The organism is Variovorax sp. 350MFTsu5.1 (assembly GCF_048302515.1).
Classification (GTDB): domain Bacteria; phylum Pseudomonadota; class Gammaproteobacteria; order Burkholderiales; family Burkholderiaceae_C; genus Variovorax; species Variovorax guangxiensis.
The window spans coordinates 5714905-5739744 of sequence record NZ_CP157620.1; the positions used below are offsets into that span (position 1 = coordinate 5714905).

At 68.3% G+C, this 24840-nt stretch carries 25 protein-coding genes; 11 read left to right on the forward strand and 14 right to left on the reverse strand.

The genetic code is table 11. From position 1 onward, the window contains the following. The first annotated feature begins 37 nt into the window (after window positions 1-37). The 4 genes from ABL843_RS26125 (at window position 38) to ABL843_RS26140 (ending at window position 2547) form a co-directional block, all read left to right on the forward strand. Window positions 38-931, forward strand: a complete 894-nt coding sequence (locus tag ABL843_RS26125) for an AraC family transcriptional regulator (protein ID WP_369660864.1) — start codon at window positions 38-40, stop codon at window positions 929-931. Between the two features lie 101 nt (window positions 932-1032). After that, window positions 1033-1698 (forward strand): AzlC family ABC transporter permease, encoded by a 666-nt coding sequence (locus tag ABL843_RS26130; protein WP_206169585.1) that lies wholly within the window; start codon window positions 1033-1035, stop codon window positions 1696-1698. Then, window positions 1695-2018, forward strand: coding sequence for an AzlD family protein (locus ABL843_RS26135; RefSeq protein ID WP_126025591.1), 324 nt, complete (start codon window positions 1695-1697; stop codon window positions 2016-2018). The genes ABL843_RS26130 and ABL843_RS26135 overlap by 4 nt, the downstream gene beginning before the upstream one ends. A gap of 64 nt (window positions 2019-2082) precedes the next feature. After that, entirely contained in the window at window positions 2083-2547 is a 465-nt protein-coding gene (locus tag ABL843_RS26140; protein WP_126025592.1) for a YbaK/EbsC family protein, read from the forward strand. A gap of 109 nt (window positions 2548-2656) precedes the next feature. On the opposite strand, the gene ABL843_RS26145 is transcribed toward ABL843_RS26140, so the two are convergent. After that, complete coding sequence (locus tag ABL843_RS26145) at window positions 2657-4255, reverse strand: glycosyltransferase family 39 protein (protein WP_418117839.1); 1599 nt, start codon at window positions 4253-4255, stop codon at window positions 2657-2659. A gap of 152 nt (window positions 4256-4407) precedes the next feature. On the opposite strand from ABL843_RS26145, the gene ABL843_RS26150 reads away from it, so the two are divergent. Beyond that, window positions 4408-5328, forward strand: a complete 921-nt coding sequence (locus ABL843_RS26150; protein ID WP_184640732.1) for a LysR family transcriptional regulator — start codon at window positions 4408-4410, stop codon at window positions 5326-5328. Between the two features lie 234 nt (window positions 5329-5562). After that, entirely contained in the window at window positions 5563-6036 is a 474-nt protein-coding gene (locus ABL843_RS26155; protein WP_184640733.1) for a DoxX family protein, read from the forward strand. 12 nt (window positions 6037-6048) lie between these two features. Here the strand turns inward: ABL843_RS26155 and ABL843_RS26160 are convergent, their stop codons facing one another. Beyond that, the gene (locus ABL843_RS26160) at window positions 6049-6795 is read right to left on the reverse strand and encodes a Crp/Fnr family transcriptional regulator (RefSeq protein ID WP_126025596.1); all 747 of its coding nucleotides are present in this window, start codon (window positions 6793-6795) and stop codon (window positions 6049-6051) included. 29 nt (window positions 6796-6824) lie between these two features. On the opposite strand from ABL843_RS26160, the gene ABL843_RS26165 reads away from it, so the two are divergent. The 3 genes from ABL843_RS26165 (at window position 6825) to ABL843_RS26175 (ending at window position 9421) form a co-directional block, all read left to right on the forward strand. Beyond that, entirely contained in the window at window positions 6825-8501 is a 1677-nt protein-coding gene (locus tag ABL843_RS26165; protein WP_418117840.1) for an adenylate/guanylate cyclase domain-containing protein, read from the forward strand. Window positions 8502-8619: 118 nt separating this feature from the next. Further along, entirely contained in the window at window positions 8620-9009 is a 390-nt protein-coding gene (locus ABL843_RS26170; protein WP_126025598.1) for a helicase SNF2, read from the forward strand. Window positions 9010-9040: 31 nt separating this feature from the next. Then, window positions 9041-9421 carry an alpha/beta hydrolase gene (locus tag ABL843_RS26175; protein WP_369660858.1) on the forward strand — a complete coding sequence of 127 codons (381 nt, stop codon included), beginning with the start codon at window positions 9041-9043 and terminating at the stop codon, window positions 9419-9421. 15 nt (window positions 9422-9436) lie between these two features. Here the strand turns inward: ABL843_RS26175 and ABL843_RS26180 are convergent, their stop codons facing one another. The 6 genes from ABL843_RS26180 to ABL843_RS26205 all read right to left on the reverse strand — a co-directional run bounded on the left by ABL843_RS26180 (window position 9437) and on the right by ABL843_RS26205 (window position 15635). Beyond that, a complete protein-coding gene (locus tag ABL843_RS26180; RefSeq protein ID WP_418117842.1) occupies window positions 9437-10501 on the reverse strand; it encodes a maleylacetate reductase in 1065 nt (354 codons plus the stop codon). Window positions 10502-10627: 126 nt separating this feature from the next. Then, complete coding sequence (locus ABL843_RS26185; protein ID WP_418117843.1) at window positions 10628-11050, reverse strand: DoxX family protein; 423 nt, start codon at window positions 11048-11050, stop codon at window positions 10628-10630. Continuing rightward, complete coding sequence (locus ABL843_RS26190) at window positions 11047-12444, reverse strand: MFS transporter (protein WP_418117844.1); 1398 nt, start codon at window positions 12442-12444, stop codon at window positions 11047-11049. The genes ABL843_RS26185 and ABL843_RS26190 overlap by 4 nt, the downstream gene beginning before the upstream one ends. Then, on the reverse strand, window positions 12441-13661 hold the full coding sequence (locus ABL843_RS26195; RefSeq protein ID WP_369660855.1) for a 3-hydroxybenzoate 6-monooxygenase: 1221 nt from the start codon (window positions 13659-13661) through the stop codon (window positions 12441-12443). Before ABL843_RS26195 ends, ABL843_RS26190 begins: the two co-directional genes overlap by 4 nt. 1 nt (window position 13662) lies before the next feature. Continuing rightward, window positions 13663-14634, reverse strand: coding sequence for an amidohydrolase family protein (locus ABL843_RS26200; protein ID WP_418117845.1), 972 nt, complete (start codon window positions 14632-14634; stop codon window positions 13663-13665). Window positions 14635-14642: 8 nt separating this feature from the next. Beyond that, window positions 14643-15635, reverse strand: a complete 993-nt coding sequence (locus tag ABL843_RS26205; protein WP_418117846.1) for a Bug family tripartite tricarboxylate transporter substrate binding protein — start codon at window positions 15633-15635, stop codon at window positions 14643-14645. Window positions 15636-15709: 74 nt separating this feature from the next. On the opposite strand from ABL843_RS26205, the gene ABL843_RS26210 reads away from it, so the two are divergent. Further along, window positions 15710-16159 carry a MarR family winged helix-turn-helix transcriptional regulator gene (locus tag ABL843_RS26210; RefSeq protein WP_126025605.1) on the forward strand — a complete coding sequence of 150 codons (450 nt, stop codon included), beginning with the start codon at window positions 15710-15712 and terminating at the stop codon, window positions 16157-16159. Between the two features lie 24 nt (window positions 16160-16183). On the opposite strand, the gene rtcA is transcribed toward ABL843_RS26210, so the two are convergent. The 6 genes from rtcA to ABL843_RS26240 form a co-directional block, all read right to left on the reverse strand. After that, window positions 16184-17221, reverse strand: coding sequence for an RNA 3'-terminal phosphate cyclase (rtcA, locus tag ABL843_RS26215; protein ID WP_418117847.1), 1038 nt, complete (start codon window positions 17219-17221; stop codon window positions 16184-16186). Continuing rightward, window positions 17214-18068: a nucleotidyltransferase domain-containing protein gene (locus tag ABL843_RS26220; protein WP_418117848.1), complete on the reverse strand. Its 855-nt coding sequence runs from the start codon at window positions 18066-18068 to the stop codon at window positions 17214-17216. Before ABL843_RS26220 ends, rtcA begins: the two co-directional genes overlap by 8 nt. A gap of 31 nt (window positions 18069-18099) precedes the next feature. After that, entirely contained in the window at window positions 18100-19056 is a 957-nt protein-coding gene (locus ABL843_RS26225; RefSeq protein ID WP_418117849.1) for an MBL fold metallo-hydrolase, read from the reverse strand. Window positions 19057-19061: 5 nt separating this feature from the next. Further along, window positions 19062-19718, reverse strand: a complete 657-nt coding sequence (locus ABL843_RS26230; RefSeq protein WP_418117850.1) for a zinc-ribbon domain containing protein — start codon at window positions 19716-19718, stop codon at window positions 19062-19064. 97 nt (window positions 19719-19815) lie between these two features. Next, window positions 19816-21045, reverse strand: coding sequence for an RtcB family protein (locus tag ABL843_RS26235; protein ID WP_418117851.1), 1230 nt, complete (start codon window positions 21043-21045; stop codon window positions 19816-19818). Between the two features lie 306 nt (window positions 21046-21351). Further along, window positions 21352-22503, reverse strand: a complete 1152-nt coding sequence (locus ABL843_RS26240) for a slipin family protein (RefSeq protein WP_418117853.1) — start codon at window positions 22501-22503, stop codon at window positions 21352-21354. 720 nt (window positions 22504-23223) lie between these two features. Between ABL843_RS26240 and rtcR the strand changes: the two genes are divergently transcribed. Next, window positions 23224-24828: an RNA repair transcriptional activator RtcR gene (rtcR, locus tag ABL843_RS26245; protein WP_418117855.1), complete on the forward strand. Its 1605-nt coding sequence runs from the start codon at window positions 23224-23226 to the stop codon at window positions 24826-24828. Window positions 24829-24840 lie beyond the last annotated feature (12 nt).

A 24840-nucleotide genomic window follows, 5' to 3' on the forward strand; every position in this document is an offset into this window, starting at 1 on the left:
TCAAGACAGGCGTTTCCTGCGCTGCAAGAATGGCTTCATGCGAGAAGACGGACACCGTGAAGAAGCACTCGGGCCTGATGGCCTCCGATCCCGCAACGCGCTGCGGGACGACGCACGCTTCTTCACCTCGGGGTGCATGACAGGCGAGGAACGGGTGGACTGCCTGACCGCAACCTTCAGGAAGCACCGCTATGCCCTGCATGCGCACGAGACTTTCGTGATCGGAGCGATCACCTCGGGCTGTGGCACCTTGTGGCTTCAAGGTACGCGGCATCGCGCCAGCCCGGGAGACCTGACGCTGCTCAACCCGGAAGACGTGCACGACGGGACGCCCCATGACGACACGGGCTACAGCTACCGGGTGACCTACCCTTCCGCGTCGCTCGTTCAGCGCCTGGCGGCCGAGATCACCGGCCATGAAGTCCAGCCGCATTTCCGGTGCCGGGTGATCCGGGACCCCGCCGCGGCCACTCGCCTGGTGGCCGCGCACCTGGCACTGGAGACCTATGGCTGGTCGCTGGGCACGGAGGAAGCGCTGCTGCTGGCCTATGCCTGCTGCCTCGAGCGACACGCCGAGCGCTTCCGCCCCGAGGCCCCGCGAGGCCGGGAGCAGCAGCGAGTGTCCAGGGTCAAGTCGATGCTGGAAGATCAAGCCACGTCGAGCGACGTGTGCCTGGCCGACCTCGCCGGCGAAGTCGGCGTGAGCCGGTTCCACCTGATCCGCATGTTCCGCAATGAAGCGGGGACCACACCGCACGCCTATCTGGTCGGCCGCCGCATCGAGGCGGCAAAGCGCCGCCTGCGCCGGGGAGAAGCGCCGATCGCCGTGGCGTCGGCAACCGGCTTTGCGGACCAGGCCCACCTGACACGCGTCTTCAAGGCCAGGGTCGGCGTGACACCCGGTGCCTACAGGGACGGGGTGTCGAAATGAGGCCGCGCGAAGGCCCCGCCTCATCCGCGGCTCCGCCGGATCGCCGCCCCTCCTCGCTCGCCACAGCCGCCGAAGGCGCAAGGGACATCCTGCCTGCGGTGATGGTCGCGGTTCCGATCGGCCTGCTGCTCGGAGCCCTGTGCAGGTCCAAGGGCATCCACGCCGCGGAGGCCGGATGGATGTCACTGCTCGTCAACGCGGGCGCATCGCAGTTCGCGGCGGTCCAGCTGTGGGCGAACGACGGGCCGAGGCTCGGGCCGATCCTGCTGTCCACCTTGCTGATCAATGTGCGCCACGCGCTGATGAGCCTGACCCTCGTTCCGAAGCTCGCGAAGGCCGGCATGACGCGCCTGCGCATGTGCGTGGCGCTGGCCTTGCTCACCGATCCGACATGGGGATTCGCAGAGCAGCGTGCGCGCGCGGGCCTGCCGGTCACCTGGTCCTACTGGATGGGCCTGGCGCTCGTCTTCACGGCCGCGTGGGCTGGTGCGACCATGGCCGGCGCGTGGCTGGGCGCCTATCTCGGCGATCCCCGGCAGATCGGCGCGGACTTCGCGCTGGCGGCCTTGTTCATCGGCATGACGGCCAGGTTCTGGATGGGGTGGCGGCGCACCGGTTTTGCCATCGCCGCCAGCGGCCTGTCGTCGGCGGCCGTGTTCCACACCCTGGGTGCGCCGTGGCACGTGATGGCCGGCGCCATGGCCGGCATCGCGGTGGCCTACTTCGCGGCGCGGCCGGAGCAAGCACAGGAGCCGCAGCCCGCATGACGTTCCACGCGACAACCCTCGAGGCGATCGCGGCGATGGCCATCGTCACCTATCTCACCCGGGTCGCCGGCATGCTGTTGGTGCGCGGGGATCGGTTCGCCGTCCGCGGCCGCGCGAAAGCAGCCCTGGATGCCATACCGCCCGTCATGTTCGTCACGATCATCGCGCCGACCCTGCTGGTCACCGGCTGGCCGGAAACGCTGGCGGGCCTGCTGGCGGCGGTGGCCTCGGTCCGCCTTCCGCTTCTCGGAACGATCCTGGTGGGCGTCGTTGCTGTGGCCGTGCTGCGTCTTGGCCTCGGCATGGCAGGTGCGCCATGAGTGTCCGCGAGTACGGCAACCACGGCTCGGATCGGCTTCCCGGTTCCTCGATACCCTGGATGCGATGAGCCCGGCCATACATTCCTTCCTGACGTCGAGCGATGCGATCTTCGAAGTGCACGACCACGACGCCGTGGTGAGCTTCGCTGAAGCGCAGCGCCTGCTTCCCTTCGATCCCGATGCGATGGTCAAGAGCCTGGCCTTCCGCCTGCCGGGCGATCGCTACGCGATCGCCGCCATGCGGGCGGCCGAGCGCGCGGACTACAAGAAGATCGCCGATGCACTTGGCGTAAGGAGAGCGGATCTCCACATGGCAACGGACATGGAACTGGCACAGTTCCTCGCGATGGTCCCGGGAGGCGTCGTACCCTTGCCGATCAACGGGGCACGGGTAGTCGTCGATTCGGGAGTGACGGCAATGGAAACGATCTATTGCGGCACGGGGCGGAATGATTCGACTCTGCAGATTCGCAGTGCCGAACTTGTCCGGGTAAGTCGCTGTGCGCTGCACGACCTCGTCAAGCGGTGATCGCCCGCATTTGCCGGACTGAGTCCAGCATTGCCGGTCGCGGCTCTTCGTTTGATCGCCAGAGTCAACGGGTCGGCCGCGTCTGAGCCCAAGAGATTCCTCGCAGCCATCAGGGCGCAGCCGCCGGCAGGCAGCCCCGCAGCTCTTCCTGCACATCGCTGCCTGGCAGGATGCCCCAGCGCACCCGCACACTGCGCGCATCGTCCTCGCCCGCCCAGGGCAGGCGCAGGCTGCCGGAGCAGCTGGCGGTGGCCAGCAGCGGCTCCAGCAGCGCGCCCTCGGAGCGGAACTCCGGCGTGTCGAGGATCAGCACCATGCCGCCCTCGCGCGCCAGCGCATCGGGCGGCAGCCATGGCGAGGTGCGGGGATCGCCGTCGATCAGCAGCTGTACGGCCGGGTCCATGTGCAGCACCACCGCGCCGGTGAACCAGGTGTCGCCCACCATGAGCTTCAGCGGACGGTCGCCGGCGCGCTCATGCCACACGGCCTGAACGGCTTCGGCGATCTGCCCCGATGGCAGGTTGGCGCGGGTGATGTAGCCATGGCGCGCGCTCCAGACGCCATCGACCCAGGCCTGGCCGAACGATCCGGCGATGTGGAGCACGGCGGCCGTCAGGAGCGTGCCGACCCGGCGGCGCCGCGTCCAGCGCTCGGCCTCCAGGCCCGGCACCTTCATCACCGTCCACAGGGCGACCGGCAGGAAGAAGGTGCTGAGCCACGAAGCCACCAGCCGCATGTTGAGCAGCACCGACATCGCCAGCACCAGGCACAGCGGCCCGAAGGTGGCCCAGGCGAGGAAGCGGCGGTCGAAGCCGCCTTGCGGCGTCTTCTCCTGCGCCGTGCCGCGCTCGCGCGTGAACCACGCCCACGCGACGAACAGCAGCATCGGCGACAGGCGAGCGACCTGCACCAGCAGGATGCGAAGCGGCCGCGGGTGCACATGCTTCAGCAGCGGCCCCGACGGATGCACCGAATGCCGCGCATAGCCGATGGTCTGGTCGCCGTGCTGCAACAGCCATGCGAGATGCGGCGCCATGAGCAGCAGCGCCACGCCGCCTGCGCGCAGCAGGTCGCGGCGCACGCGCGCGTCTCGCCACGATCCCTCGCGCAGGATGAAGCCCGCGCCCACCGCGAACTGCACCAGCGCGCTGTACTTGGTGAGCATCGACAGCGCCGCGAACACGCCGAGCCAGAGCCAATCGAAGCGGCCGCCTGCCGAAGGCCTGCGCAGCACGCGCCACAGCATCCACCAGTAGCCCGCCATCGGCAGCAGCTGCACGGTGTTGTGGTTGAAGATGGTGGCGCGCTGCACGTGGTAGGTCACCAGCGAGCCGAGCAGCACCGCGAGCGCCGCCCGCATCGGCGGCATCATGCCCAGCGACCAGCGCCACATGATGTAGAGCGCGCCCACGCCGCAGCCCACGCCGGCGGCATAGGTCAGCCAGGGCTGGCGGCCGGCCAGCAGTACCGGCAGGCCCATCAGCCAGCTCGGCAGCGGCGGGTGTTTGTAGTAGCCCCATTGCATGCTGCCGCCCCAGAAGAGCTCCTCGACGTTGTCCCAGGGCGGCGTCTCGTAGAACGTTGCCATGGGCAGCGTCCACAGCACCACCAGCGCCAGCAACGCGACGACGACCGCGCCATTCAGGGAAAGATGCCGCGCGAACGCGGGCGCCGGACGGGCGCCGGGAGGGATCAGCCAGGAATTCATTGCCTCCCTTTGTAAAGCTGCAGTCCTAACGGCACCTGACCAACCCGCCATCCCCTGCACTCCCCGGCACATAGAATCGCCAGCCTGCCTGCAGGCGTCCGGGCCCCGGTTCAGCCCAGGATCGGCCCGCAAGTCTCGGAGACACACAACCCATGGACCGCTGGACCGAAATCGCCCTGCTCGTGCAGATCGCCGATGCCGGCAGCCTGAGCCGCGCCGCCGAGGCGCTGGGCCTCTCGAACGCCGCCGCCAGCCGCCACCTGAGCGCGCTCGAGGCACGGCTGGGCGCGCGGCTGGTCGAGCGCAACACGCGCCGGCTGTACCTCACCGACACCGGGCGCGAGTTCTGCGGCCGCGCCCGCACCATCCTGGCCGACCTGTCGGACGCCGAATCGGCGGTGAACGCCACCGCGCTCAACCCGACGGGCACGCTGCGCGTCACGGCCTCGCTGTCGTTCTCCATCCACCACATCGCGCCCCTGCTGCGCGAGTACACCGACCGCTACCCGGGCGTGACGGTGCACGTGGAGGCGGCCAACCGCTACTTCGACCTGATCGACAACAACATCGACGTGGCGATCCGCACCCGCGAGTTCGAGCCCGACTCCAACGTCACCATCCGCCGGCTCGGCGAGACGCGGCGCATCCTCGCGGCCTCGCCGCGCTACTTCGCGCAGCACGGCTTTCCGAAGACGCTGGACGAGCTGAAGCGGCACAAGCTGCTGATCTACACCCATGCCAACAACCCGAACGAGCTGCGCTTTCGCCGCGGTAAGGAGACGCACACGGTGTCGGTCACGGGCCTGCTGGAGTCGAACGACGGCCAGGTGCTGCGCGCGGCCGCGCTGGACGGCATGGGCATCCTGGTGCAGCCCACCTACATCGTCTACGACGACATCGTGGCCGGTCGGCTGGTGCCCACGCTGGACGACTGGGACCTGCCGCACCTGACGATCAACCTGGCCTACCCGAGCCGCAAGCACCTGTCGGCCAAGGTGCGCAGCTTCATCGACTTCATGGCAGCCCACTTCCGCAAGATGGACTACGAGCGCAAGTGGACAGGCAGGTTCTAGGCTCGCCCCCAGGCTTCGCGCACTTCGTGTCGCTGCGCCAACCCCCTACCGGGGGCAACACCTGCGGCCCGGCAAAGCCGGTTCCGCGGTGTTCCACGAAAGGGACTGCACCGCAGCCAATGCTTGAAACATGTGCGTAAACGCACATTCCGCGTTTCCGCAGCCCCGCACACTGGAACCGCAACCGTCGCATTCCGCGGCGGACCCACCGTTTCCACCCTTCAAGGATCTGCCATGAACACCCAGGCCACCGCCGCCAACACCCCGCGTGCGCCGATCGCGTCGCCGCTGTCCGCCCTCTCCCCCTCCACGCTGGACGATTCCGGCAAGCTGCTGATCCGCGTGACGGTCGGCTTCCTGGTGCTGCTGCATGGCATCTTCAAGATCTCGGCCGGCGTGGGCTTCATCGCCGGCATGCTGGCCAAGGCCGGCCTGCCGGGCGGCATCGCCTACCTGGTGTACGTCGGCGAGATCGTCGCGCCGCTGCTGATGATCGCGGGCCTCTACACCCGCGCCGCCGCCGGCGTGGTGGTCATCAACATGCTGGTGGCCTTCGGCCTCGTGCACATGGCCGATTTCTTCGCGCTGACCAAGCAGGGCGGCTGGGCGCTGGAACTGCAGGGCCTGTACCTGTTCGGCGCGCTGACCGTGGTGCTGCTGGGTGCTGGCCGCTTCTCTCTCGGCGGCACCAAGGGCCGCTGGAACTGATCGCCTTCCGGCTCAGCCGGCGTCGCCGCGTACCTGCGAGACCATCGCCTCCAGGCGGGCCACGTCGGCGACCAGAAGGGCCTTGTCGTCCTTGCGCAGCACGCCGCTGCGCGCCAGCACGTTGAGTTCGCGGGTCACCTGCTCGCGGTTGGTGCTGATCTGGCTGGCCAGCGCCGCGTGCTTGGGCGCCGGGTCGAGCCGGGCCTGGTTGCCCTCCACGCCGGCGGCGCGGGCCAGGCGCAGCAGCTCGGCATGCAGCCGGTTCTGCACGCCCAGGGTGCTCAGGTCGATCACCCGCTCCGAGAGCTGCCGCACCAGCGTCGCCAGCCGCAGCATCACCCGGCCGGCCACCAGGGGCTCGTCGCGCAGCAGGGCCATGAAGGAAGCGCGGTCGAGGCTCGCGACCACGCTGGGCTCCAGCGTGACCACGTCGGCGGAGCGCGGGCCGCCGTCGATTGCGGAGATATCGCCGAAGTGCTCGCCCGCTTCGGAGTCGCGGAAGGTCACCTGGCGGCCGTTGGCCGAGTAGGTCGTCACCCGCACACGGCCCGAGACCAGCAGGAACACCTCGCCCTGCTGCTCGGCGCGCAGCAGCAGGGGCTTGCCGGCCTCCACGCTGTGCCACAGGCATTGCTGGGCCAGCAGGTCCAGCCGCTGGTCGGAAAGGCCTTCGAGCAGCGCGATCTGGCGCAGCGCGAGGCTGGAGCGGGGGGTAGGTTCGGGTTTGGCCATGCCGGGGGACGGTAGGGGCGCGCGCATTATGCTCGGGTGCCGCTTCGAACCCGTTCATGGACAGACGTTCCCCCAAAGCCGTTGCTGCCGACACCTTTTCGCTGAGACCGCCCACACGGCGCAATCTCCGCTGGGCGAGCGGGCTGGTGCTGATGGCCTACGTCACGGCGCACCTGCTGAACCATTCGCTGGGCATCTATTCCTTCGCCGCCGCCGAGACCGTGCTGCGCGGCGTGCAGGCCTTCTGGCACACCCTGGCGGGCACCGCGCTGCTGTATGGCGCGGCCGCCACGCACCTGGCGCTGGCGGTGGTCGCCCTGTGGGAGCGGCGCACGCTGCGCATGCCCCCGCTCGAAGGCCTGCGCGTGGCGCTGGGCTTCGCACTGCCGCTGCTGCTGGCCACGCACCTCACGGCCATGCGCGGCGCCTACCTGGCCTACGGCATCGAGGGCTCGTATGCCCGCGTGGTCTGGGGCCTCTGGGACTGGCAGGGCGCGGCAGCACAGCTGCTGATGATGCTGGCCGCCTGGACGCACGGCTGCCTGGGCCTGCACTTCGCGCTGCGGGCCAAGCCGGTATGGAGGCGCTTCTCGCACCTGCTGCTGGCCGTCGCGGTGGTACTTCCGCTGACCGCCGCGATGGGCTTCGTCTCGATGGGGCGCGAGTTCCAGTGGACCGGCGTGCCGCCGACCGCCCTCCCCACGACCGAACAGGGCAAGGCGCTGGGCGCGGCCGAGAACGCGATCAAGTGGGGCTACGGGCTGGCGCTGGTCGCGCTGCTGGCAGCGCGCTGGGGCCGCAACGGCCTCGCGCGCTGGTCGCGCCAGCCGCAGGTGGCGCTGCGCTACCCGGGCCGCACGGTGCATGTTCCGCATGGCTGGAGCGTGCTGGAGGCGAGCCGCTCCCACGGCATCGACCATGTGTCGATCTGCGGCGGACGGGCGCGCTGCTCCACCTGCCGCGTGCGCGTGGCCGGCCCTGCCGACCACATCGGCGAGCCGGGCCGCGACGAGCGGCGCACGCTCGAGCGGGTGCGCGCGCCGGCCGACGTGCGGCTGGCCTGCCAGCTGCGCCCGCGCGGCGACATCGAGGTCACGCCGCTGTTCGCGCCGCTGCCCAACGAGGGCCGGCCCGCGCCGGTCGGCAGCTTCGGGCGCGAGCGCGACGTGGCCATCCTCTTCGTCGACCTGCGGCGCTGGTCGGGCCTGTCGGAGCGGCAGTGGCCCTTCGACCTCGCCTACGTGCTCGACCGCTACTTCGCCACCGTGGGCGCGGCCGTGCGCGAAAGCGGCGGCGTGCCCAACCAGTTCATCGGCGACAGCGTGATGGCGATCTTCGGCCTCGACTGCGACCTGCCCACCGCGTGCAGGCAGGCATTGCGCGCCACCGAGCTGATCGGGCAGCGCATGGACGCATGGAGCGAAGGCTTCGAGGCGCAGTTCGGCCAGCGGCTGGAGTTCGGCATGGGCCTGCACGCGGGCCGCGCGGCTGTCGGCGAAGTGGGCTACCTGGAGACCACCACCTTCACCGCCATCGGCGAAGTGGTCAACACCGCGAGCCGGTTGCAGGATCATTCGAAGACCGCGGCGTCACGCCTCGTTGTGTCGCTGTTCGCGGCCGAGAAGGCCGGTGTCGCGCACGCCATGGGCGCGGCCGAAACGCTCACGGTGCGCGGCCGCTCCGAGCCGCTGGCGGTGCTCTACGGACAGCACGCGGCAGCCGCCCCTGTCTGAACAATCGCCGAAAGCGGTGCGCAAACGCACAGCGCCGGCCGCGATGCGGTTTCACACTGCATCCCGTGGCAACGACGAATGTCCGCCGCCCACACCAGTCAGCAAAGGGACTCGCATCATGAACACCAAGCAACGCATCGCCGCTCTCTCCGCCATCGCATTCGCCATGCTCGGCGCAGCGGGCGCGGTCCACGCCGAAACCTATGAAGGCGTGCATCCGATCACCTCGTCCGTCAGCCGTGCAGACGTACGTGCCGAAGCCGTGGCTGCCGCGCGCGCCGACAACCCCTACGCCGATGGCGCCAGCGCCGGCCCCGCTCCGGTGATCGCCTCGTCGGCCAGCCGCGCCGCGGTGCGCGCCGAAGCTGTCGCCGCCGCGCACAACGACAACCCGTACGCCGAAGCCGCTTCGTCGGGCGTGGCCCCGATGGTGGCCAGCACGGTCGACCGTGCCACCGTGCGTGCGGCAGCACGCGCTGCAGCCCGCGGCGACGCACTGCCGCTCTGATCGGCCCAAATCGCTCGAAAGGAATCCCGCAATGAACAACAAGCAACGCATCGCCGCATCCGCCCTCGCCGCAGCCTTCGCCATGCTGGGCGCCGCTGGCGCGCACGCCGAAGCCTATGAAGGCGTGCAGCCCCTGACCTCCTCCGCCAGCCGCACCGACGTGAAGGCCGAAGCCGTGGCCGCGGCGCGCGAAGGCAACCCCTATTCGGACACCGTCGCCGAAGGCGCCGTGGCCTTCAAGTCCACGCTCGACCGCAGCACCGTGCGCGAGCAGGCCGTGGCCGCCGCCAACAACCCGCTGCAAAGCCTGGACCGCCGCGCCTTCTACCGCGACGAAGTGCCCGCCGCCTACAAGAAGCCCAGCGTCTCGTTCACGCAGCAGGCTGGCCTGCCGGTCACGGCACGCCCCTGACGCATTGGCATTGCCTCAGGGCCGCACGCCTTCCCAGGCGTTCTGCAGCAGCGCGCGGATCGCCGCGCGCTCCAGCGGACGCGGGTTGGGATACTGGTTCTTGAGCGCGTGCTCGCAGGCCAGGTCCAGATCGGCTTCCTTCATGCCGATGTCGCGCAATGCGACCGGCGCGCCGTTGTCGCGCGCCAGGTCGTACACGGCCTGCGCGGCGCCACCGCTTCCCCCAAGTGCCTTCGCGATCTTCGCCATGGCTTCGGGCGCAGCCCCGGCGTTGTAGGCCAGCGCGTGCGGCAGCACGATGGTGTGGGTCTCGGCATGCGGCAGGTTGAAGCTGCCGCCCAGCGTGTGGCACAGCTTGTGGTGCAACGCCATGCCCACATTGCCCAGCACCGTGCCGCACAGCCATGCGCCGTAGAGCGCGTCGCCGCGGGCGGCCGGGTCCTTCGGCGTGGCGCGGATGGCCGGCAGCGCGCGGCCCAGCGCGGCGATGCCTTCCTGCGCCATCAGGTCCATGATCGGATTCGAATCGACCGCATAGAGCCCCTCGGCCGCATGCGCGATGGCGTTGATGCCGCTGGTCACGCTCATGCCCACGGGAAGGCCGAGCGACAGCTCGGGGTCGTAGATCACGGTGCGCGGCAGCACGCGGAAGTCCTTGCCGGTCTTCTTCATGCCGGCTTCGGTGATGCCGTAGATCGGCGTCATCTCGGAGCCCGCGTAGGTCGTCGGAATCGCCAGGATCGGCAGGCCCGAGTCGAGCGCGATCGCCTTGCCCAGGCCGGTGGTGGAGCCGCCGCCGATGGCCACGGCGCAATCGGCGCCGAGCCTGGTGGCCACTTCCCTCGCCTCGCGCGCGGTCTCGATGGGCACATGCATCACGGCGCGGTCGAACACGCCGGCCGCATGGGCGCCGAGCATGTCGGCCACGCGCTCGGCCTGCGGGCGCTGCTCGGGCGTGGAAAGCACCAGTGCCTGGCGCGCGCCCAGCGCATCGATCTCGCGGGCCAGGTGCTGCAGCGAGCCGGCGCCGAAAACCACCCGCTGGGGGGCGCTGGTGTAGATGAACGAGGGTGTGGTCATGGCTTTGGCCTGTGTCTCGGGTCTTTGCTCGAACGGATCTGTCTGCCGCCCGGCTCGCGCCGGGGCATCCACGATACGCCGGCTCGCCCCTCGCTCAATGGCGGAAAACGGAAAGGAGTTTTCCGCTCACCCCCTGGAGCCGGCCCCGCGCTCGACAGTGGAGACGTAGGCGATGAGCACCAGGAAGCCGCCGACCATTGCCACGTTCTTCAGGAAGTTGTTGAGCTGGCCGGCGAACTGGGCCGCGTCGGCCGCCCAGAAGGCATGAGCGGCGAAGGCCGAGGCCAGCGTGAAGAGCGCCAGCGCCGAAGCCACCCATCGCACCTGCCAGCCCGCGATCAGCAGCAGCCCGCCACCCACTTCGAGCGCGATGGTCAGCGGCAGCACCACGTCGGCCAGCGGAATGCCGAGCTTGCCGAAGTAGCCCAGCGTGGCGCCGTAGGTGAGCAGCTTTCGCACGCCCGCGACCAGGAAGATCACCGCCATCAGCACGCGCGCGGCCAGGACCAGGCCGCTGCGGGCCTGGGCGTTGTTCATCGTTTTCGTCATTTCGTTGCTCCGGAAGATGCCTGGCGCGCGGTGGCGCCGGTGAATTTCAATCGCCCCATGCACAGCACCATGGCGCAGGACAGCAGCGCCGGCACGGCCGCCGCGAAGAAGAGCGCGCTGTTGCTCCAGTGCAGGGCGATGAGCCAGCCCGCCAGCACCGGCCCCACGATGGAACCCGCGCGGCCGATGCCCAGGCTCCAGCCCATGCCGGTGGCGCGCACCGTCGTCGGGTAGACGCCCGAGGCCAGCGCGATGAGCGCCGGCTGCGCGCCGACCACGCAGAAGCCGCTGACCGCAACCACCGCGAGCAACATCAGCAAGGGCAGCGCCGGCTGGCCGATGACCGCGATGGCCACCGCCGCCACCGCGAACACCGGCACCAGCACGCGGTAGAAGCCCACGCGGTCGATCAGCGGCCCCATCGCCACCGTGCCGACCACGCCGCCCACCTGCAGCAGCGTGCCCACCAGCACGGCGGTGCTCGCGCTGTAGCCTGCTCCGGCCGCGATGGTGGGCAGCCAGTTCGCCAGGAAGAACAGGTTGAGCAGGTTCATGAAGTTGATGCCCCACAGCAGCAGCGTGGCCGGCCCGCGTCCGGCGCGGAAAAGCTCGACCACCGGCGTGCCGTCCTGCTTCGCCTCGTGCACCACGTAGCGCGTGCCGGGCCCGGCGGGCGCGCCGGGCGCGATGCGGCCCAGCCACTGCTGCACGCGGTCGAGCTTGCGCCCGCGCAGCACCAGGAACTGCATCGACTCGGGCATGTAGCGCCACATGAGCGCGGCGATCAGCAACGGCACCACGCCGCCGAAGACGAACACCGACCGCCAGCCGCCCCAGGGGATGAGCACCGCCGAAATCAACCCGCCCAGCACCGCGCCGCCGGTGAAGCCGCAGGACACCCACATCATCAGCGTGACGCGCCGGCGCTGCGGGCTGTACTCGCTGGCCAGCGCGCTCGCGTTGGCCATGATGCCGCCCAGCCCGATGCCGGTGATGAAACGCATCGCGAGCAACTGGTCGAGCGTGTGCGCGAAGGCGGTGGCCAGCATGCACAGCGCGAAGAACACCGTGGCGCCCAGCAGTACCGGGCGCCGGCCGATGCGGTCGGCGCAGATGCTCAGCACCAGCGAGCCGACCAGCATGCCGAGCAGGCCGGCGCCGAACACCGGGCCCAGCGAGGCCTTCTCGATGCCCCAGGCCTGCACGATGGCGGGCGCGACGAAGCCCATGGCCTGCACATCGAAGCCGTCCATGACGACCGCGCAGCCGACCAGCAGAAGAATCCATTTCTGGAAGGCGCTGACTGGGTGGCTGTCGATCAGGGCCGGTATGTCGATCGTCGCAGCGGCCGCGCCGCCGCCGCCCGCCTCGATGGATGCCGAGTCGATCTTCACGCGCCAGCCCCGTCGCTGTCGGCGAGGCAGCTCGCGGCGGTCCATCCGTAGAGCCATTCGAGCGCGTCGTAGAAGCGCTCCTGCGGCCTGCCGGTCCACATGCTGTTGCGCACCAGCCGCTCCACGCCCTTGGCGTGGTAGATGCGGCCCATCTCCCGCGCCGACAGAACCACCCGCGCGGTGCGGGCGACGCGGGATCGCTCGTACAGCGCGAGCGCTCGTGTCCAGTCACCGCCTTCGCGCCGCAGGGCCAGGCCCAGCGTCACCGCGTCCTCGCAGGCCATGCACGCGCCCTGGGCCAGGTACTGCACCATCGGGTGTGCCGCATCGCCCAGCAGCGTGGCGCGTCCGAAGGTCCATTGTTCGATGGGGTCGCGGTCGGCCGTGGAGTAGCGCTTCCAGGCCTTCGGGATGCGCAGCAGTTGCTGCACCCGCTCGCAGGTCGAGCGGAAGTAGCGCTGCACTTCGGCCGGGTCGCCGTCCATCGAGCCCCATTCCTCGGGCTGGTCGCTGTGGAAGGTGACGGCGATGTTGAACTTGTCGCCGCCCTTCAGCGGGTAATGCACCAGATGGCAGTTGGGGCCGACCCAGATGCAGGGCGCTGTGAAGCGCAACGCTTCGGGAAAGTCAGCCGTGTCGACCACAGCGCGGAACACCACATGGCCCGAGACGCGGATGCTGTCGCCCACGTACTGCTGGCGCACCGCCGAGCGCACGCCGTCGCAGCCGATCACGGCCTGGCCCTCGTGGCGGCCGCCCTGGGCATCGATGAGCGTCACGCCGCCTTCGTCCTGCTCGATGTGCACCACCTTGGTCGAGGTGAGGAACTCGATGCCCTCAGTGGTCGCCTTCACGCCTTCGAGCAACGCGCCGTGGATGTCGGCACGGTGGATCACCGCATAGGGGTTGCCGAAGCGCTCGCGGAAGCGCTCCGACAGCGAGATGCCCGCCACGCGCTTCGCGTCGATGGCGTCGAACATCACCATCTCTTCGGTGTAGACCGCCTTGGCTCGCAGGTTCGCGCCAACGCCCAGCGCATCGCAGGCCGCGAAGGCATTGGGGCTGAGCTGGATGCCCGCGCCGATCTCGCCGATCTGGCCGGCCTGCTCGATCACCTTCACGCGGTAGCCCTCGCGCACCAGCGCCAGCGCCGCGGCGAGCCCGCCGATGCCGCCGCCGGACACGAGCACGGGGCGGTTGTCTTTGTGCCGGCTCATGTCACTTCAGCCCGAAGAGCTTGACCGCGTTGTCGCGGCCGATCTTGCGGCGGTCGTTCTCGCTGATCTCGCACCTGTCGAACCAGCGCGCCGCGTCCTCGTGCTTCTCGAACGGGTAGTCGACCGAATACATGATGCGGTCCGCGCCCACCTCGAGCATGGTCGACAGCAGCGTCGGCGTGCGGAAGTTGCCGCTGGTCGTGATGTGGACGTTGCTTCGCAGGTAGTCGCCGATCTCCCTGTCGCAGGGCATGCCGCGGCGGCCCTTGCGCAGGATGTGGTCCACGCGCCAGATGTTGAACGGGATGCCTTCGCCGAAGTGGCCGAGGATCATCTGCAGCTCCGGGTGGCGGTCGAAGAGGCCGCTCGAGAGCAGTCGCAGCGCGTGGATGCCCGTTTCCACCGCGAAGGCCCAGGTCGGGCCGGTGAGCCAGTGCGCGCCTTCGTAGATGGGCTCGCGGCCGAGCAGCGGATCGCGCGGGTGCATGTAGAAGGGCTTCTTCAGCGCCGCGGCCACGGCCCAGAAATCGGCGAAGCGCGGATCGTCGTAGTAGACGACGGTGTTCTCGTCTCCCACCTGCGAGAAGCCGTTGACCAGGAAGCCGTGAAAGCCCAGCTGCGTGACGCAGCGTTCCAGCTCGCGCGCGGCAGCCTGCGGGTCCTGCATGGGCAGCGCGGCGAAACCGCCGAAGCGCGTCGGGTGGCGGGCGATCTGCTCGGCAAGCACGTCGTTGGCGCGGCGGGCCACGTCGATGGCGCGCCGTGCGTCGGGAATGCCCTGCACCGCCGGCGAGTTGAGCGAGAGGATGGACAGCTCGGTGCCCCACTCGTCCATCTGCTCGATGCGCTGCTGCTCGAAGTCGAGCAGGTTGCTCTTCAGCGTCTGCCACACCTCGGGGCGGGCGTAGACCTGCGAGTCGCCGATGGTCATGTCGATCGCGAAATGCTCTTCGAGCGCAATCTTGTTCTTCATTGGGGAAATCACTCCGGTTTGATGTTGAGCTTGTCCAGCACGTCCTGCCAGGTCTTGCGGTCCTCGGCGATGTAGCGCGCCAGCTGTTCGGGGGTGCCGGGCCTCGGATAGGTGCCGAGCTCGCGCGACTTGGCCACCACGTCGGGCAAGAGCAGGGCTTCGTTCATGTCCTTGTTGAGCCTGGCGAGCACCTGCGGATCGACGCCCTTCTTCGCGATGACGGCGAACCAGCCGTGCGCGACGGCGCCGGGCACTGTCTTGCTCGCTAGCGGGAACTGCTCCAGCCCGGCTTCCACGCGGTCGCCCATGCTGGCCAGCACGCGCATGCGGCCGCCCTGCACGTTGCCGGCGACCACGTTGTAGGTCTCGACCATCATCTGGGTCTGGCCGCCCAGCGTGGCCTGCATGGCCTGCGCACCGCCCGGGTAGTGCACTTCGAGGAACTGCGCGCCCGACTGCAGGCCCAGCAGCGCCGACGCGAGATGCGGCGCCGTGCCGCGTCCGTTGTCGGCCACCTCGATGCCCTGCGGCCTGGCACGCGCGGCGGCGATGAAGTCGGCCAGTGTCTTGTACGGCGAATTGGCGGGCACCGCGAGCATGAAAGGCGCGACGGCCGCGAGCGTGACGGGCACGAAGTCGCGGTTGAAGTCGTAGCTCACGCCCCTGATGGTGCTGGGCGCCACCGAGATCGCCGAGCCCTGCACGAAGCCGAAGGTGTAGCCGTCGATCGGCGCCGCGAGGATCGCGTTCATGCCGATCACGCCGCTGCCGCCGGGCTTGTTGTCGACGATCACGCCCTGCCCCCACTTCTCGCCGAGCCTGGCGCCGACGTGGCGGATCAGCACGTCGGGCGCGGAGCCCGCCGGAAACGGCACCACGAAGCGCACGGCCTGGGACGGCCATTTCGCCGCGCCCTGCGCATGAGCCGGCGGCAGCGCCGACAGCAGGGAAAGTGAAACGGCCCATGCGATGGCACCGCGGCGGGAAGGCGTCCGGCTCATTTTCATCTCCGTATTTGCTTGATTATTCAAGTAATTGCGGCGGACTATATACTTGATTGATCAAGCATGTCTAGATGAAAACCCTCCCCCAAGACCACGACCTCGAGAAGGCCATCCCCTTCCTCCTCGCACGCGCCGGCGCTCGCATGGGCAACGCCTTCGCGAAGGCGCTCAAACCCTACGGACTGAGCCTGAGCGAATGGCGTGTTTGCGCCTCGCTGCAGCACACGCCGCGGCAGACGCTGTCGGAACTGGCCACGCACGCATCGACCGACCTGTCGGCGCTGTCGCGCATCGTCGACCGGCTGGCTTCGCATGAACTGGTGGCGCGCGAGAAGTGCGACACCGACAAGCGCGCGGTGCGCATCGCGCTCACCGAGCGCGGCCTTGCGTTGACGCTGGAGCTGATTCCGCTCGCGCAGCACTACGAGGCCGTCGCGACCTCGGACTTCACTGCAGCCGAAGTGAAGACACTGCGCGCGATGCTGCTGCGCCTGTACGCGAACGCCACGCCGCTCGCCTGAGCGGGTGGCACCCGTTTGCCTGCTTCAGGCAGGCGAGACCTGCACCGTACAGGCCTGGCGGCTCTCGGCGATCGCGAAGCGCACCGGCAGGAAGCGCTCGATCACCGCGCAGTTGGTACGCGTGTGCTCCGTCACCTCGCTGCAGGTGAAGGCGCCGGCCTTCCTGCTTTGCCACGCGGCGAGCGCCAGCAGCAGCGCCAGCTGGTCCGCCAGGTGCGGACCGACAGCCGCCTCGCTCTTCTGGAAAGAGCGCAGTTCCTTCACCAGCCCATGCGCGACCTGCTCTGCGCTCAGCGACTTCTCGCCGAAGGCGGTGAACACCTCCGTCACGTGCTCGTAGGCCAGCGTGGCCAGCAGCGCGTTGCCCGGGCCTTCGTTCTGGCGCACCGAGCCGAAGCGCAGTTGCTCGCTCGACCAGCCCATTGCGCCACCCAGCGTGTCGAGCTCGCGCGTCGGCACATGGCGCGGGATGCCCGGTGCCAGGCACTCCGCATAGCTAGAGAGATTCGCGCCGCGCGCCATCAGGTCGAAGGGCTGCAGCGCACCAGCCGCAGGCACGATGGCCGCCTCGACCTCGCCGCCGCCGGCCGGATAGAAACCGCAGCGGCGCAGCGTCAGCTGCAGGTCGGCGCCGAGCCGGCGCACCAGCGGCGCGAACGCGCGCTCCAGGAAGTGGAACGGCGGCGCCATCGGGTTGTGCGTGCCGCCGCTCAGATGCACGCGGCTCTGCGCGCCGGCCAGCAGCAGCGGCGGCAGCACGGTCTGCAGCACCAGCATGCAGCTGCCGGCGCCCGAGATCGCGAAGCGATACTCGCCCGCGCGCACTGTGCCGGGCACGAAACGCAGCGACTGCGAACCCAGCTCGGCGCCATCGACTTCCGCGCCGCTGATCGCGGCCGCCGCGTTCACGCACGCGAGGTGCTGGCGCATCAGGCCCGGCTTGGCGCGGCCTGCGCGGATCTTCTCGATGGACATGGGCTGGCCCGTGACCATCGACAGCGCGAGGCTGGTGCGCAGGATCTGGCCGCCGCCCTCACCTTGGGAGCCGTCGAGTTCAACCATGCGCGGCCTCCTTCTCGCTCTTCTTCGCTTCGAAACGCAGGACCGTTTCGTACAGGAAGGCATCGAGGCCGGCCTGCTCGGACTGCGGCAGCGGCGTCACCGGCTGCGCGGCATTGGCTGCCAGCTCCGACTCGATGAACGCGTGGATGCCGGGCCAGCGCGGGCTGGTCGCGGCCTCGCCGGCGCGCATCTTCACTTCGAGCAGCGCGTTGATCTCGCCGATCAGCGCGGCGTCGCGCACCGGGTCGAGCGTGCGCTGCGCAAGGTCGGCGAAGCGCATAGGCGGCACACCGGGCTGCGAGCGGATCCAGCGCGCGGCCAGCAGCGGACGAAGCACGTAGAGGTATTTCTTGTAGCGCACCTCGTCGGCCTGCAGGTGCTCGCGGAAGTTCTTCCTCGCCATCGAGCTGTAGTGGTGCCAGCCGCGCGCGTTGGAGAACACCGCCTCCGACAGTTCGCGAAAGCGCGGCATCGCCGTCGCGTCGTCGCGGTACACGACGGGCGAGCGCAGCCATTCGAGCAGCGTCGGGTTCGACTCGCGCATCAGGCCCAGGGCCTTGCGCAGGTCCCATCCGTTGATGTCGAGGTCGCCGCTGATCGGCACCTCGATCACGTCGCGGCGCGGCGCCACCGTGAGATACCACGGCAGGCGGTTGACGTAGATGAAGCGCACGTCGTAGTCGCTGTCGGGCGAGGCGAAGCCCCAGCCTCGGCTGCCGGATTCGCAGGCGAACAGCACACTCACGTCGTGCTTCGCCTCGATGTCGCGCAGGGCCTCCATGATCTGCGCGCGCATGGCGGGCTCGATCGGATGGGCGGAGCGCAGGAATTCTTCTTCGGTACTCATCTTCGATTCTTCTTTCTTCTTCTTTCTTTCGTCAGGCCCGCGTGACGGTCACCTTGCCGGCACTGTCGAGCTCGTAGACATCAAGGTCGTTGGCCAGGAACGCATGGCCGCGGTAGTGCGCCAGCGTCTCGGCCATCAGCGCCGCCATGCCTTCCCCGTTCTGGTGGCGCGCGCTGAAGTGCGTGAGGATCAGGTTCGGCACTTCGACGGACTGCGCGAACTCGGCCAGCAGGCGCGCCGAGCTGTGCATCGGCCCGGGGCCGACCTTGTCGAGCGCGTCCTGCGTGAACGTGGCTTCATGCACCAGCAGCTGCGCGCCCTGGCAGGCTTCATGGAGCATCGCCGGCTCGGCGTTGTCTCCGCCGAGCACGGCGACGGCCGTGTCGACCTGCGTATCCACGAAATCAGCGCTGTGCAGCGTCTCGCCGTTGAATGACACATCCTCGCCGTTCTGAAGCGCACGCCATGCCGGACCGGGCGGCAGTCCGACAGCCCGCAGCGCCTCGGTCTTGAGCCGCACGCGCCGCGTCTCGACCTGCACGCGATAGGCGTGGCTCGGCACGCGATGCCGCAGCACGTGGCGCTCGATGCGCAAACCGGGCATGTCGTACACCAGCGCTTCGTTCTCCAGATCGACATGCTCCACCTCGTAGGGCAGATGCAGGTCGGTCAGCCGTCGCGTGGCCTCGAACCATTCCCACACCGGCAGCGGCGCGATCAGCTTCAGCGGCTTCGTGCGCTTGCCCATGCCGGCACTCGCGAGCAATCCCGGCAGGCCATAGCAATGGTCGCCATGCACATGCGTGATGCAGACGGCGGCCAGGTCATTCAGCGACAGCGGGGTCTGCAGCACGCGGTGCTGCGTACCCTCGCCGCAATCGACCAGGAACCAGTCGGCGCCAAGCACCGTCTGCACCGCAAGCCCGGAGACGTTGCGGTGGCGCGTGGGGGTGCCGGAAGAGGTCCCCAGGAAAGTCAGTTTCATCATCGTCGTCAAGGCCATCGCTCCCTGTTCAGCAGCGCGCTCCTTGCCGCATCGGCGGCAACGCGCTCCCAGGCAAAGTATCGGCGACCTCCCTCGGGACGAGCCGCCATCAACTCATGCAGCTTGGCGAGGTTCGCTTCGCCTCCCCAGCGAGCCATGGTCTGGATCGCCACGACGCGCAGGCTCCACCATTTGCATTCAAGCGCAGCCTCGATTTCGGCGACGGCGCTCGCGGTCGGTTTTGCGTCGCCCAGCGCACGAAGGCGATCCGTCTGTTCGCGCAGGAGGCTCGCACCCGGCGGCGCGTTGCGCAGTCGCTCGCGCCGTGCACGTCGACATGCGAGGCATCGCACGGCGCGGCTATCGATATGCCCGTGCACGACCTCATACCACCACTTCTGCTGCTTGGCCGTCCACACTTCTTCGGCGCCGCAATCGCGGCAGGTGAAGGGGCGGGCTGCATAGAACGCAGGCAGCACCCCATAGGTGTTGTTGTATTGCTCCAGGACGAACCGATCAGCCGGCTCGCAGCCGAGCGCGGACCCGAAATCGGGCTGCGGCAGGCGGACATCTTTCTCGCGCAGATGCGCGGCCGACGCTGCTGCGGCTCGCTCGAGGCGCCGCGCCTTGATCTCGGCACGGCGCTGCTTGTTGCTCTTCTTCATCTCTCGGACCTTTCCCAAACGCGAGGTGCCGCGAAGGAGGGCCCGAGCCCTCCTCCCTACGTCACCCCAGCCATGAGGCCGTGCACCGGCCTCGAATTCATCCCTTCACGCATACGACCTGCTTGAGCGTGTAGACCACCTCCACCAGGTCCTTCTGCGCATCCATCACCGCGTCGATGTCCTTGTAGGCCATCGGAATCTCGTCGATCACGTCGGCGTCCTTTCGGCATTCCACGCCTTCGGTCGCGGCGATCTGGTCGGCCACCGTGTAGAGCTTCTTGGCCTTGGTGCGGCTCATCTTTCGACCGGCGCCGTGGCTGCAGCTCATGAAGCTCTCGGGGTTGCCCTTTCCGCGCACGATGTAGCTCTTGGCGCCCATGCTGCCGGGGATGATTCCCAGCTCGCCGGCCTTGGCACTCACCGCGCCCTTGCGGGTCACGAGCACGTCTTCGCCGAAGTGCGTTTCGCGGCTCACGTAGTTGTGGTGGCAGTTCACCGCTTCCACGTGCGCTTCGAACGGCTTGGTGATGACCTTGCGCGCGGCCGCGACCACGCGCTGCATCATCACTTCGCGGTTCGCTCGCGCGAACTTCTGGGCCCAGCCCACCGCGCGCACGTAGTCGCCGAAGTACTTGGCGCCTTCCTCGAAGTACGCCAGGTCCTGGTCGGGCAGGTTGCGCTGGTGCTGCTCGGCGTCCTTCTTCGCGAGTTCGATGAAGTGCGTGCCGATGGCGTTGCCCACGCCGCGCGAACCCGAGTGCAGCATGAACCACACGGAGCCAGCTTCGTCCAGGCACACCTCGATGAAGTGGTTGCCCGTACCCAGCGTTCCCAGGTGCTTGTGGTTGTTGGTGTTCTTCAGGCGCGGGTAGTCCTCGCAGATCGCGTCGAACTCGTCCACCAGGCCGGCCCAGGCCACGTCGGTCTCGTTGGGAGGCGTCTCCCACGAACCCTTGTCGCGGCCCATGCGCTTGGGGTTCGAGCCGTGCGGCACGGCCTTCTCGATCGCCGAGCGCAGCGGCGCCAGGTTGTCGGGCAGGTCGTTGGCATGCAGCGTGGTCTTGCACGCCATCATTCCGCAGCCGATGTCCACGCCCACCGCGGCCGGGATGATGGCCTTGAAGGTCGGGATCACCGAACCCACCGTTGCGCCGATGCCGTAGTGCACGTCGGGCATGGCCGCGATGTGCTTGAACACGATGGGCAGGCGGGCGGCGTTCTCGAGCTGCTTCTGCGCCTCGTCTTCCACTGGCACGCCGCGGGTCCACATCTTCACGGGAACGCCGTTGTCGACTTCGTGCAGGTTGTAGTTCTTGCTCTGTTCCATTTTTCTTTCTCTCTCTTTGGCTATCTATCTATTCATTCTTCACGAACGACTGGTGGACACGGCGGGATTCGAACCCGCATCAATACGGCGACCGTGGTGTTTCAATCCAGCGGCCCAGTCGACGATTGGAAACGCGCGCCAGTGACAGACCCGTCATCGGAGCCAGCACCTGCATCCTCAACCTTGCTCGTCGACCGACTTGCCCGCCGCATCCGGTGCTACCCGGACTGCCGGCAATATCAACATTTTTGGCAGTGGCGCTCCCTTCTGTGCCTGCGTGCCCGTATCCCTTTTTTCCTTCAGAACTCAGGAACCGTTCGGCCGAAGCGTCACCAGTCCGTTGAGCACCTGGTCCAGACCGCCGACCACCGAGATCTTGTCGATCCGCTCGGCCACACGTTCCAGCGTTTCAAGTTCCTTCATCCGCAACGCGACGGGGTTGCCCTCCATCACCTTGGCGGTGTTCAGCAGCGAGCGCGTGGCCGCGGTTTCCTCGCGGCGACGGATCACGTTGGCCTGGGCCGACTTCTCGGCCTCCACCACCTGCGCAAGGATGGTCTTCATCTCGCCCGGCAGGATGATGTCCTTCACGCCCACGCTTTCCAGCATGACTCCCGAGCCTTCCAGCCGCTCGCGCACCTGCGCCAGCACGGTCTGGTCGATGGCTGCCTTGTTCTCCAGCAGCGCGTCGAGGGTCTGCTCGCCGACCGCGGCACGCAGACCGAACTGCAGCTCGCGATACACGTGCTCCGCCGGCTTGGGCATCTGCGCCAGGGCCTGCCGCACGTCGAGGAAACGCCATACCGCCGACAGGTTCAGCCGCAGCCCCACCTTGTCGCGGGTCAGGATCTCCTGGCCGCTCACTTCGGCGATCTGCGAACGCAGGTCCACGGAGGTCACCGACACCTGACGGTTGAAGCGCCAGAAACCGTGGTTTCCAGGCGGCAGCAAGGCCTGCATCTGCCCTTCGAGCGTCAGCACACCGGCATGGAACTCTGGCACCTGCACCAGCAGTACGCCCTCGAGCCCCTGCACCGCGCGCGGACGCAAGGCCACGCTCTGCAGCTTTGCCAGCAACTCGGCCGGCAGACGCGCATCGGCGGAAACATCGATCACGTCGATGCGCTGCTCGCGCAGCCCACGCCAGTAGAGCTTGCGGGTGGAGGGCGGCAGGATCTGCACAAGCACGCCCTCCTCATGACGCAGGCCGACCTGGGTTTCGCCCAGCGACACCTGCACGAACTCGCGTTCGACCAGCTCCGGCTCGCGTGCCAGGAAGTAGTCGGCCAGCTCGTGCTCGAACACCGGCTCGGCGAGCGAGAAGCGTTGCAGCTGGACGGTGTCGAAGCCCGCGAACACGCGGTGCTTTCCAGGTCCGAGCAGTCGCTCGAAGTCGCCGTTGCGCAGCAGCAGTGCGCGTTCGTTCTTCTTGATGGTGTATTGGTTGAAGCCCAGCATTCTTTTTCTCCTCTTTGTTCGGTTCGACTGTTCGTTTCGTTCTCGTCGGCCAGTCGTCATTCATCCATTCATTCAATCCAGGCCCTCGAAAGGGCAGGCGGCGGACACTGCGGCGGTCAAGGCCTGTCATGCGGCGGTCGCGCGGTTCGGTAGGTGCCTCCCGTCGTTGCATCGCAACGTCCTCACCTCCCTTGCCGTCGATGGCCACACGCAGTTCCTTGCCACGCACGCGGTGCGCAAGCCGCCTGCGCTTGGCACTGTGTCGCGCGCCGCAAGGCTTTGAGGGCCTTGCGCCATCGCTCCGGTGTGCCGGGGCGGGGGGCTTTCGCCCCATCAGATGGCGGTGCGAGCACCGCCAGGGTTTTTCGCGGGAATCGAACCCACAACGCCGTGCGGTTGGCACGGTGCTCAACCATGAGCAGAACTGAAACAAGTTCAGTTGCCAGCCAGTTCAACAGCGGCATACCGCGAGCCCAAGACAGGATCTGGCCTGCGGCACCGGGCCGCTTTCACGCGGCACCTGCGAGCGGATGAACTGCATCCGACGGGTTGTCTATTGCACCCAGCGTGCCAGGCGACGGCGAGAGAGGCAAAAAAGCGTTCGAAACTCACGCAAGCCGTTGATATGAATAGACAAATTCTTCTTTATCGACCGGTGCACGTCATATTCGATCTGCTAGCATTCAACCGATTTCTATAAATTTAGCTAGATCTTTATTCATGAAGCTAATCGTCGTCATCGGCTTCCTCGGCACCCAGCTCGATGCCGGCCAGGGCGCGGGCCGCTGGAACAAGTGGCGCCCCACCGTCTCGCTCGCGCAGCACGAGGACATGGTGGTCTCGCGCATGGAGTTGCTCTACACGCTGCGGCACAAGGCGCTGGCCGAGGTGGTGAAGGCCGACATCGCCACCGTGTCGCCCGAGACCACGGTCAACCTTGTGCCGCTCGACCTGGCGGACCCCTGGGACTTCGGCGAGGTCTACACGCGCCTTTACGACTGGGCGCGCGGCTACAGCTTCGACACCGAGCGCGAGCAGTACTGGACGCACATCACCACCGGCACGCACGTCGCGCAGATCTGCATGTTCCTGCTGTCCGAATCGCGCGTGGTTCCAGGCGTGCTGGCGCAGACATCGCCGCCGAAGAAGCAGCGCGAGGGCGAAGCCGGCAAGTGCACGCTGATCGACCTCGACCTGTCTCGCTATGACGTGATCGCGCGGCGCTTCGACGCGGAGCAGCGCGACGCGGTCGCCTTCCTGAAGAGCGGCATCGCCACGCGCAACGCGCGCTTCAACGCGCTGATCGACGAAATCGAGCGCGTGGCGGTGCGCTCGCGCGCGCCCATCCTGCTGGTGGGGCCGACGGGCGCGGGCAAGTCGTTCCTGGCGCGGCGCATGTTCGAGCTGAAGCAGTCGCGCCACCAGATGACGGGGCCTTTCGTCGAAGTGAACTGCGCGACGCTGCGCGGCGACGGCGCGGCGTCCACGCTCTTCGGCCATAAGAAGGGCTCCTTCACGGGCGCCGCCGCCGACCGCGCGGGCCTGCTGCGCACCGCGCACCAGGGAGCCCTTTTCCTCGACGAGATCGGCGAGCTCGGCCTCGACGAGCAGGCGATGCTGCTGAAGGCCATCGAGGAGAAGCGCTTCTTCCCCGTGGGTGCCGACAAGGAGGTGGAAAGCGACTTCCAGCTGATCGCCGGCACCAACCGCGACCTGCGCAGCGACGTGGCCGAGGGGCGCTTTCGCGAAGACCTGTTCGCGCGCATCAACCTCTGGACCTACGACCTGCCCGGCCTCGCGCAGCGGCCGGAGGACATCGAGCCCAACGTCGACCATCTGCTGGCCCTCCACGCCGCCGAGAACAACCGCGTGGTGCGCTTCAACGCCGAGGCGCGCGCCGCCTACTTGCGCTTCGCGCAAAGCGGCGAGGCGATCTGGAGCGGCAACTTCCGCGACCTGTCTGCCAGCGTGACACGGCTGGCCACGCTGGCCGACGGCGGACGCATTCCGGTCGCCCTGGTGGAAGCCGAGATCGCGCGGCTGCGCTGGCTGTGGAAGCACGCAGGCGCAATGCCGGCCGCTGGCGAAGGCGTGGACCTCGACGCCCTGCTCGGCGAGGAACGCAGCGCCGCACTCGATCTCTTCGACCGCCTGCAGCTCGAAGCAGTGGTGCGCGTCTGCCGTCAGTCACGCAGCCTGTCGGATGCGGGCCGCCAGCTCTTCCAGGCTTCGCGCGCGCAGCGCAGCGTGGTGAACGACGCCGACCGGCTGCGCAAGTACCTTGCCAAGCACGGCCTGGAATGGGGCCGGATCGCGAACGCCTGAGCTATCCTCCGC

Bases quoted from the DNA above. Each gene is read 5' to 3' on its own strand.
- ABL843_RS26125 (WP_369660864.1), top strand. From the start codon at position 38: ATGCGAGAAGACGGACACCGTGAAGAAGCACTCGGGCCTGATGGCCTC.
- ABL843_RS26130 (WP_206169585.1), top strand. From the start codon at position 1,033: ATGGTCGCGGTTCCGATCGGCCTGCTGCTCGGAGCCCTGTGCAGGTCC.
- ABL843_RS26135 (WP_126025591.1), top strand. From the start codon at position 1,695: ATGACGTTCCACGCGACAACCCTCGAGGCGATCGCGGCGATGGCCATC.
- ABL843_RS26140 (WP_126025592.1), top strand. From the start codon at position 2,083: ATGAGCCCGGCCATACATTCCTTCCTGACGTCGAGCGATGCGATCTTC.
- ABL843_RS26145 (WP_418117839.1), bottom strand. From the start codon at position 4,255: ATGAATTCCTGGCTGATCCCTCCCGGCGCCCGTCCGGCGCCCGCGTTC.
- ABL843_RS26150 (WP_184640732.1), top strand. From the start codon at position 4,408: ATGGACCGCTGGACCGAAATCGCCCTGCTCGTGCAGATCGCCGATGCC.
- ABL843_RS26155 (WP_184640733.1), top strand. From the start codon at position 5,563: ATGAACACCCAGGCCACCGCCGCCAACACCCCGCGTGCGCCGATCGCG.
- ABL843_RS26160 (WP_126025596.1), bottom strand. From the start codon at position 6,795: ATGCGCGCGCCCCTACCGTCCCCCGGCATGGCCAAACCCGAACCTACC.
- ABL843_RS26165 (WP_418117840.1), top strand. From the start codon at position 6,825: ATGGACAGACGTTCCCCCAAAGCCGTTGCTGCCGACACCTTTTCGCTG.
- ABL843_RS26170 (WP_126025598.1), top strand. From the start codon at position 8,620: ATGAACACCAAGCAACGCATCGCCGCTCTCTCCGCCATCGCATTCGCC.
- ABL843_RS26175 (WP_369660858.1), top strand. From the start codon at position 9,041: ATGAACAACAAGCAACGCATCGCCGCATCCGCCCTCGCCGCAGCCTTC.
- ABL843_RS26180 (WP_418117842.1), bottom strand. From the start codon at position 10,501: ATGACCACACCCTCGTTCATCTACACCAGCGCCCCCCAGCGGGTGGTT.
- ABL843_RS26185 (WP_418117843.1), bottom strand. From the start codon at position 11,050: ATGACGAAAACGATGAACAACGCCCAGGCCCGCAGCGGCCTGGTCCTG.
- ABL843_RS26195 (WP_369660855.1), bottom strand. From the start codon at position 13,661: ATGAGCCGGCACAAAGACAACCGCCCCGTGCTCGTGTCCGGCGGCGGC.
- ABL843_RS26200 (WP_418117845.1), bottom strand. From the start codon at position 14,634: ATGAAGAACAAGATTGCGCTCGAAGAGCATTTCGCGATCGACATGACC.
- ABL843_RS26205 (WP_418117846.1), bottom strand. From the start codon at position 15,635: ATGAGCCGGACGCCTTCCCGCCGCGGTGCCATCGCATGGGCCGTTTCA.
- ABL843_RS26210 (WP_126025605.1), top strand. From the start codon at position 15,710: ATGAAAACCCTCCCCCAAGACCACGACCTCGAGAAGGCCATCCCCTTC.
- rtcA (WP_418117847.1), bottom strand. From the start codon at position 17,221: ATGGTTGAACTCGACGGCTCCCAAGGTGAGGGCGGCGGCCAGATCCTG.
- ABL843_RS26220 (WP_418117848.1), bottom strand. From the start codon at position 18,068: ATGAGTACCGAAGAAGAATTCCTGCGCTCCGCCCATCCGATCGAGCCC.
- ABL843_RS26225 (WP_418117849.1), bottom strand. From the start codon at position 19,056: ATGATGAAACTGACTTTCCTGGGGACCTCTTCCGGCACCCCCACGCGC.
- ABL843_RS26230 (WP_418117850.1), bottom strand. From the start codon at position 19,718: ATGAAGAAGAGCAACAAGCAGCGCCGTGCCGAGATCAAGGCGCGGCGC.
- ABL843_RS26235 (WP_418117851.1), bottom strand. From the start codon at position 21,045: ATGGAACAGAGCAAGAACTACAACCTGCACGAAGTCGACAACGGCGTT.
- ABL843_RS26240 (WP_418117853.1), bottom strand. From the start codon at position 22,503: ATGCTGGGCTTCAACCAATACACCATCAAGAAGAACGAACGCGCACTG.
- rtcR (WP_418117855.1), top strand. From the start codon at position 23,224: ATGAAGCTAATCGTCGTCATCGGCTTCCTCGGCACCCAGCTCGATGCC.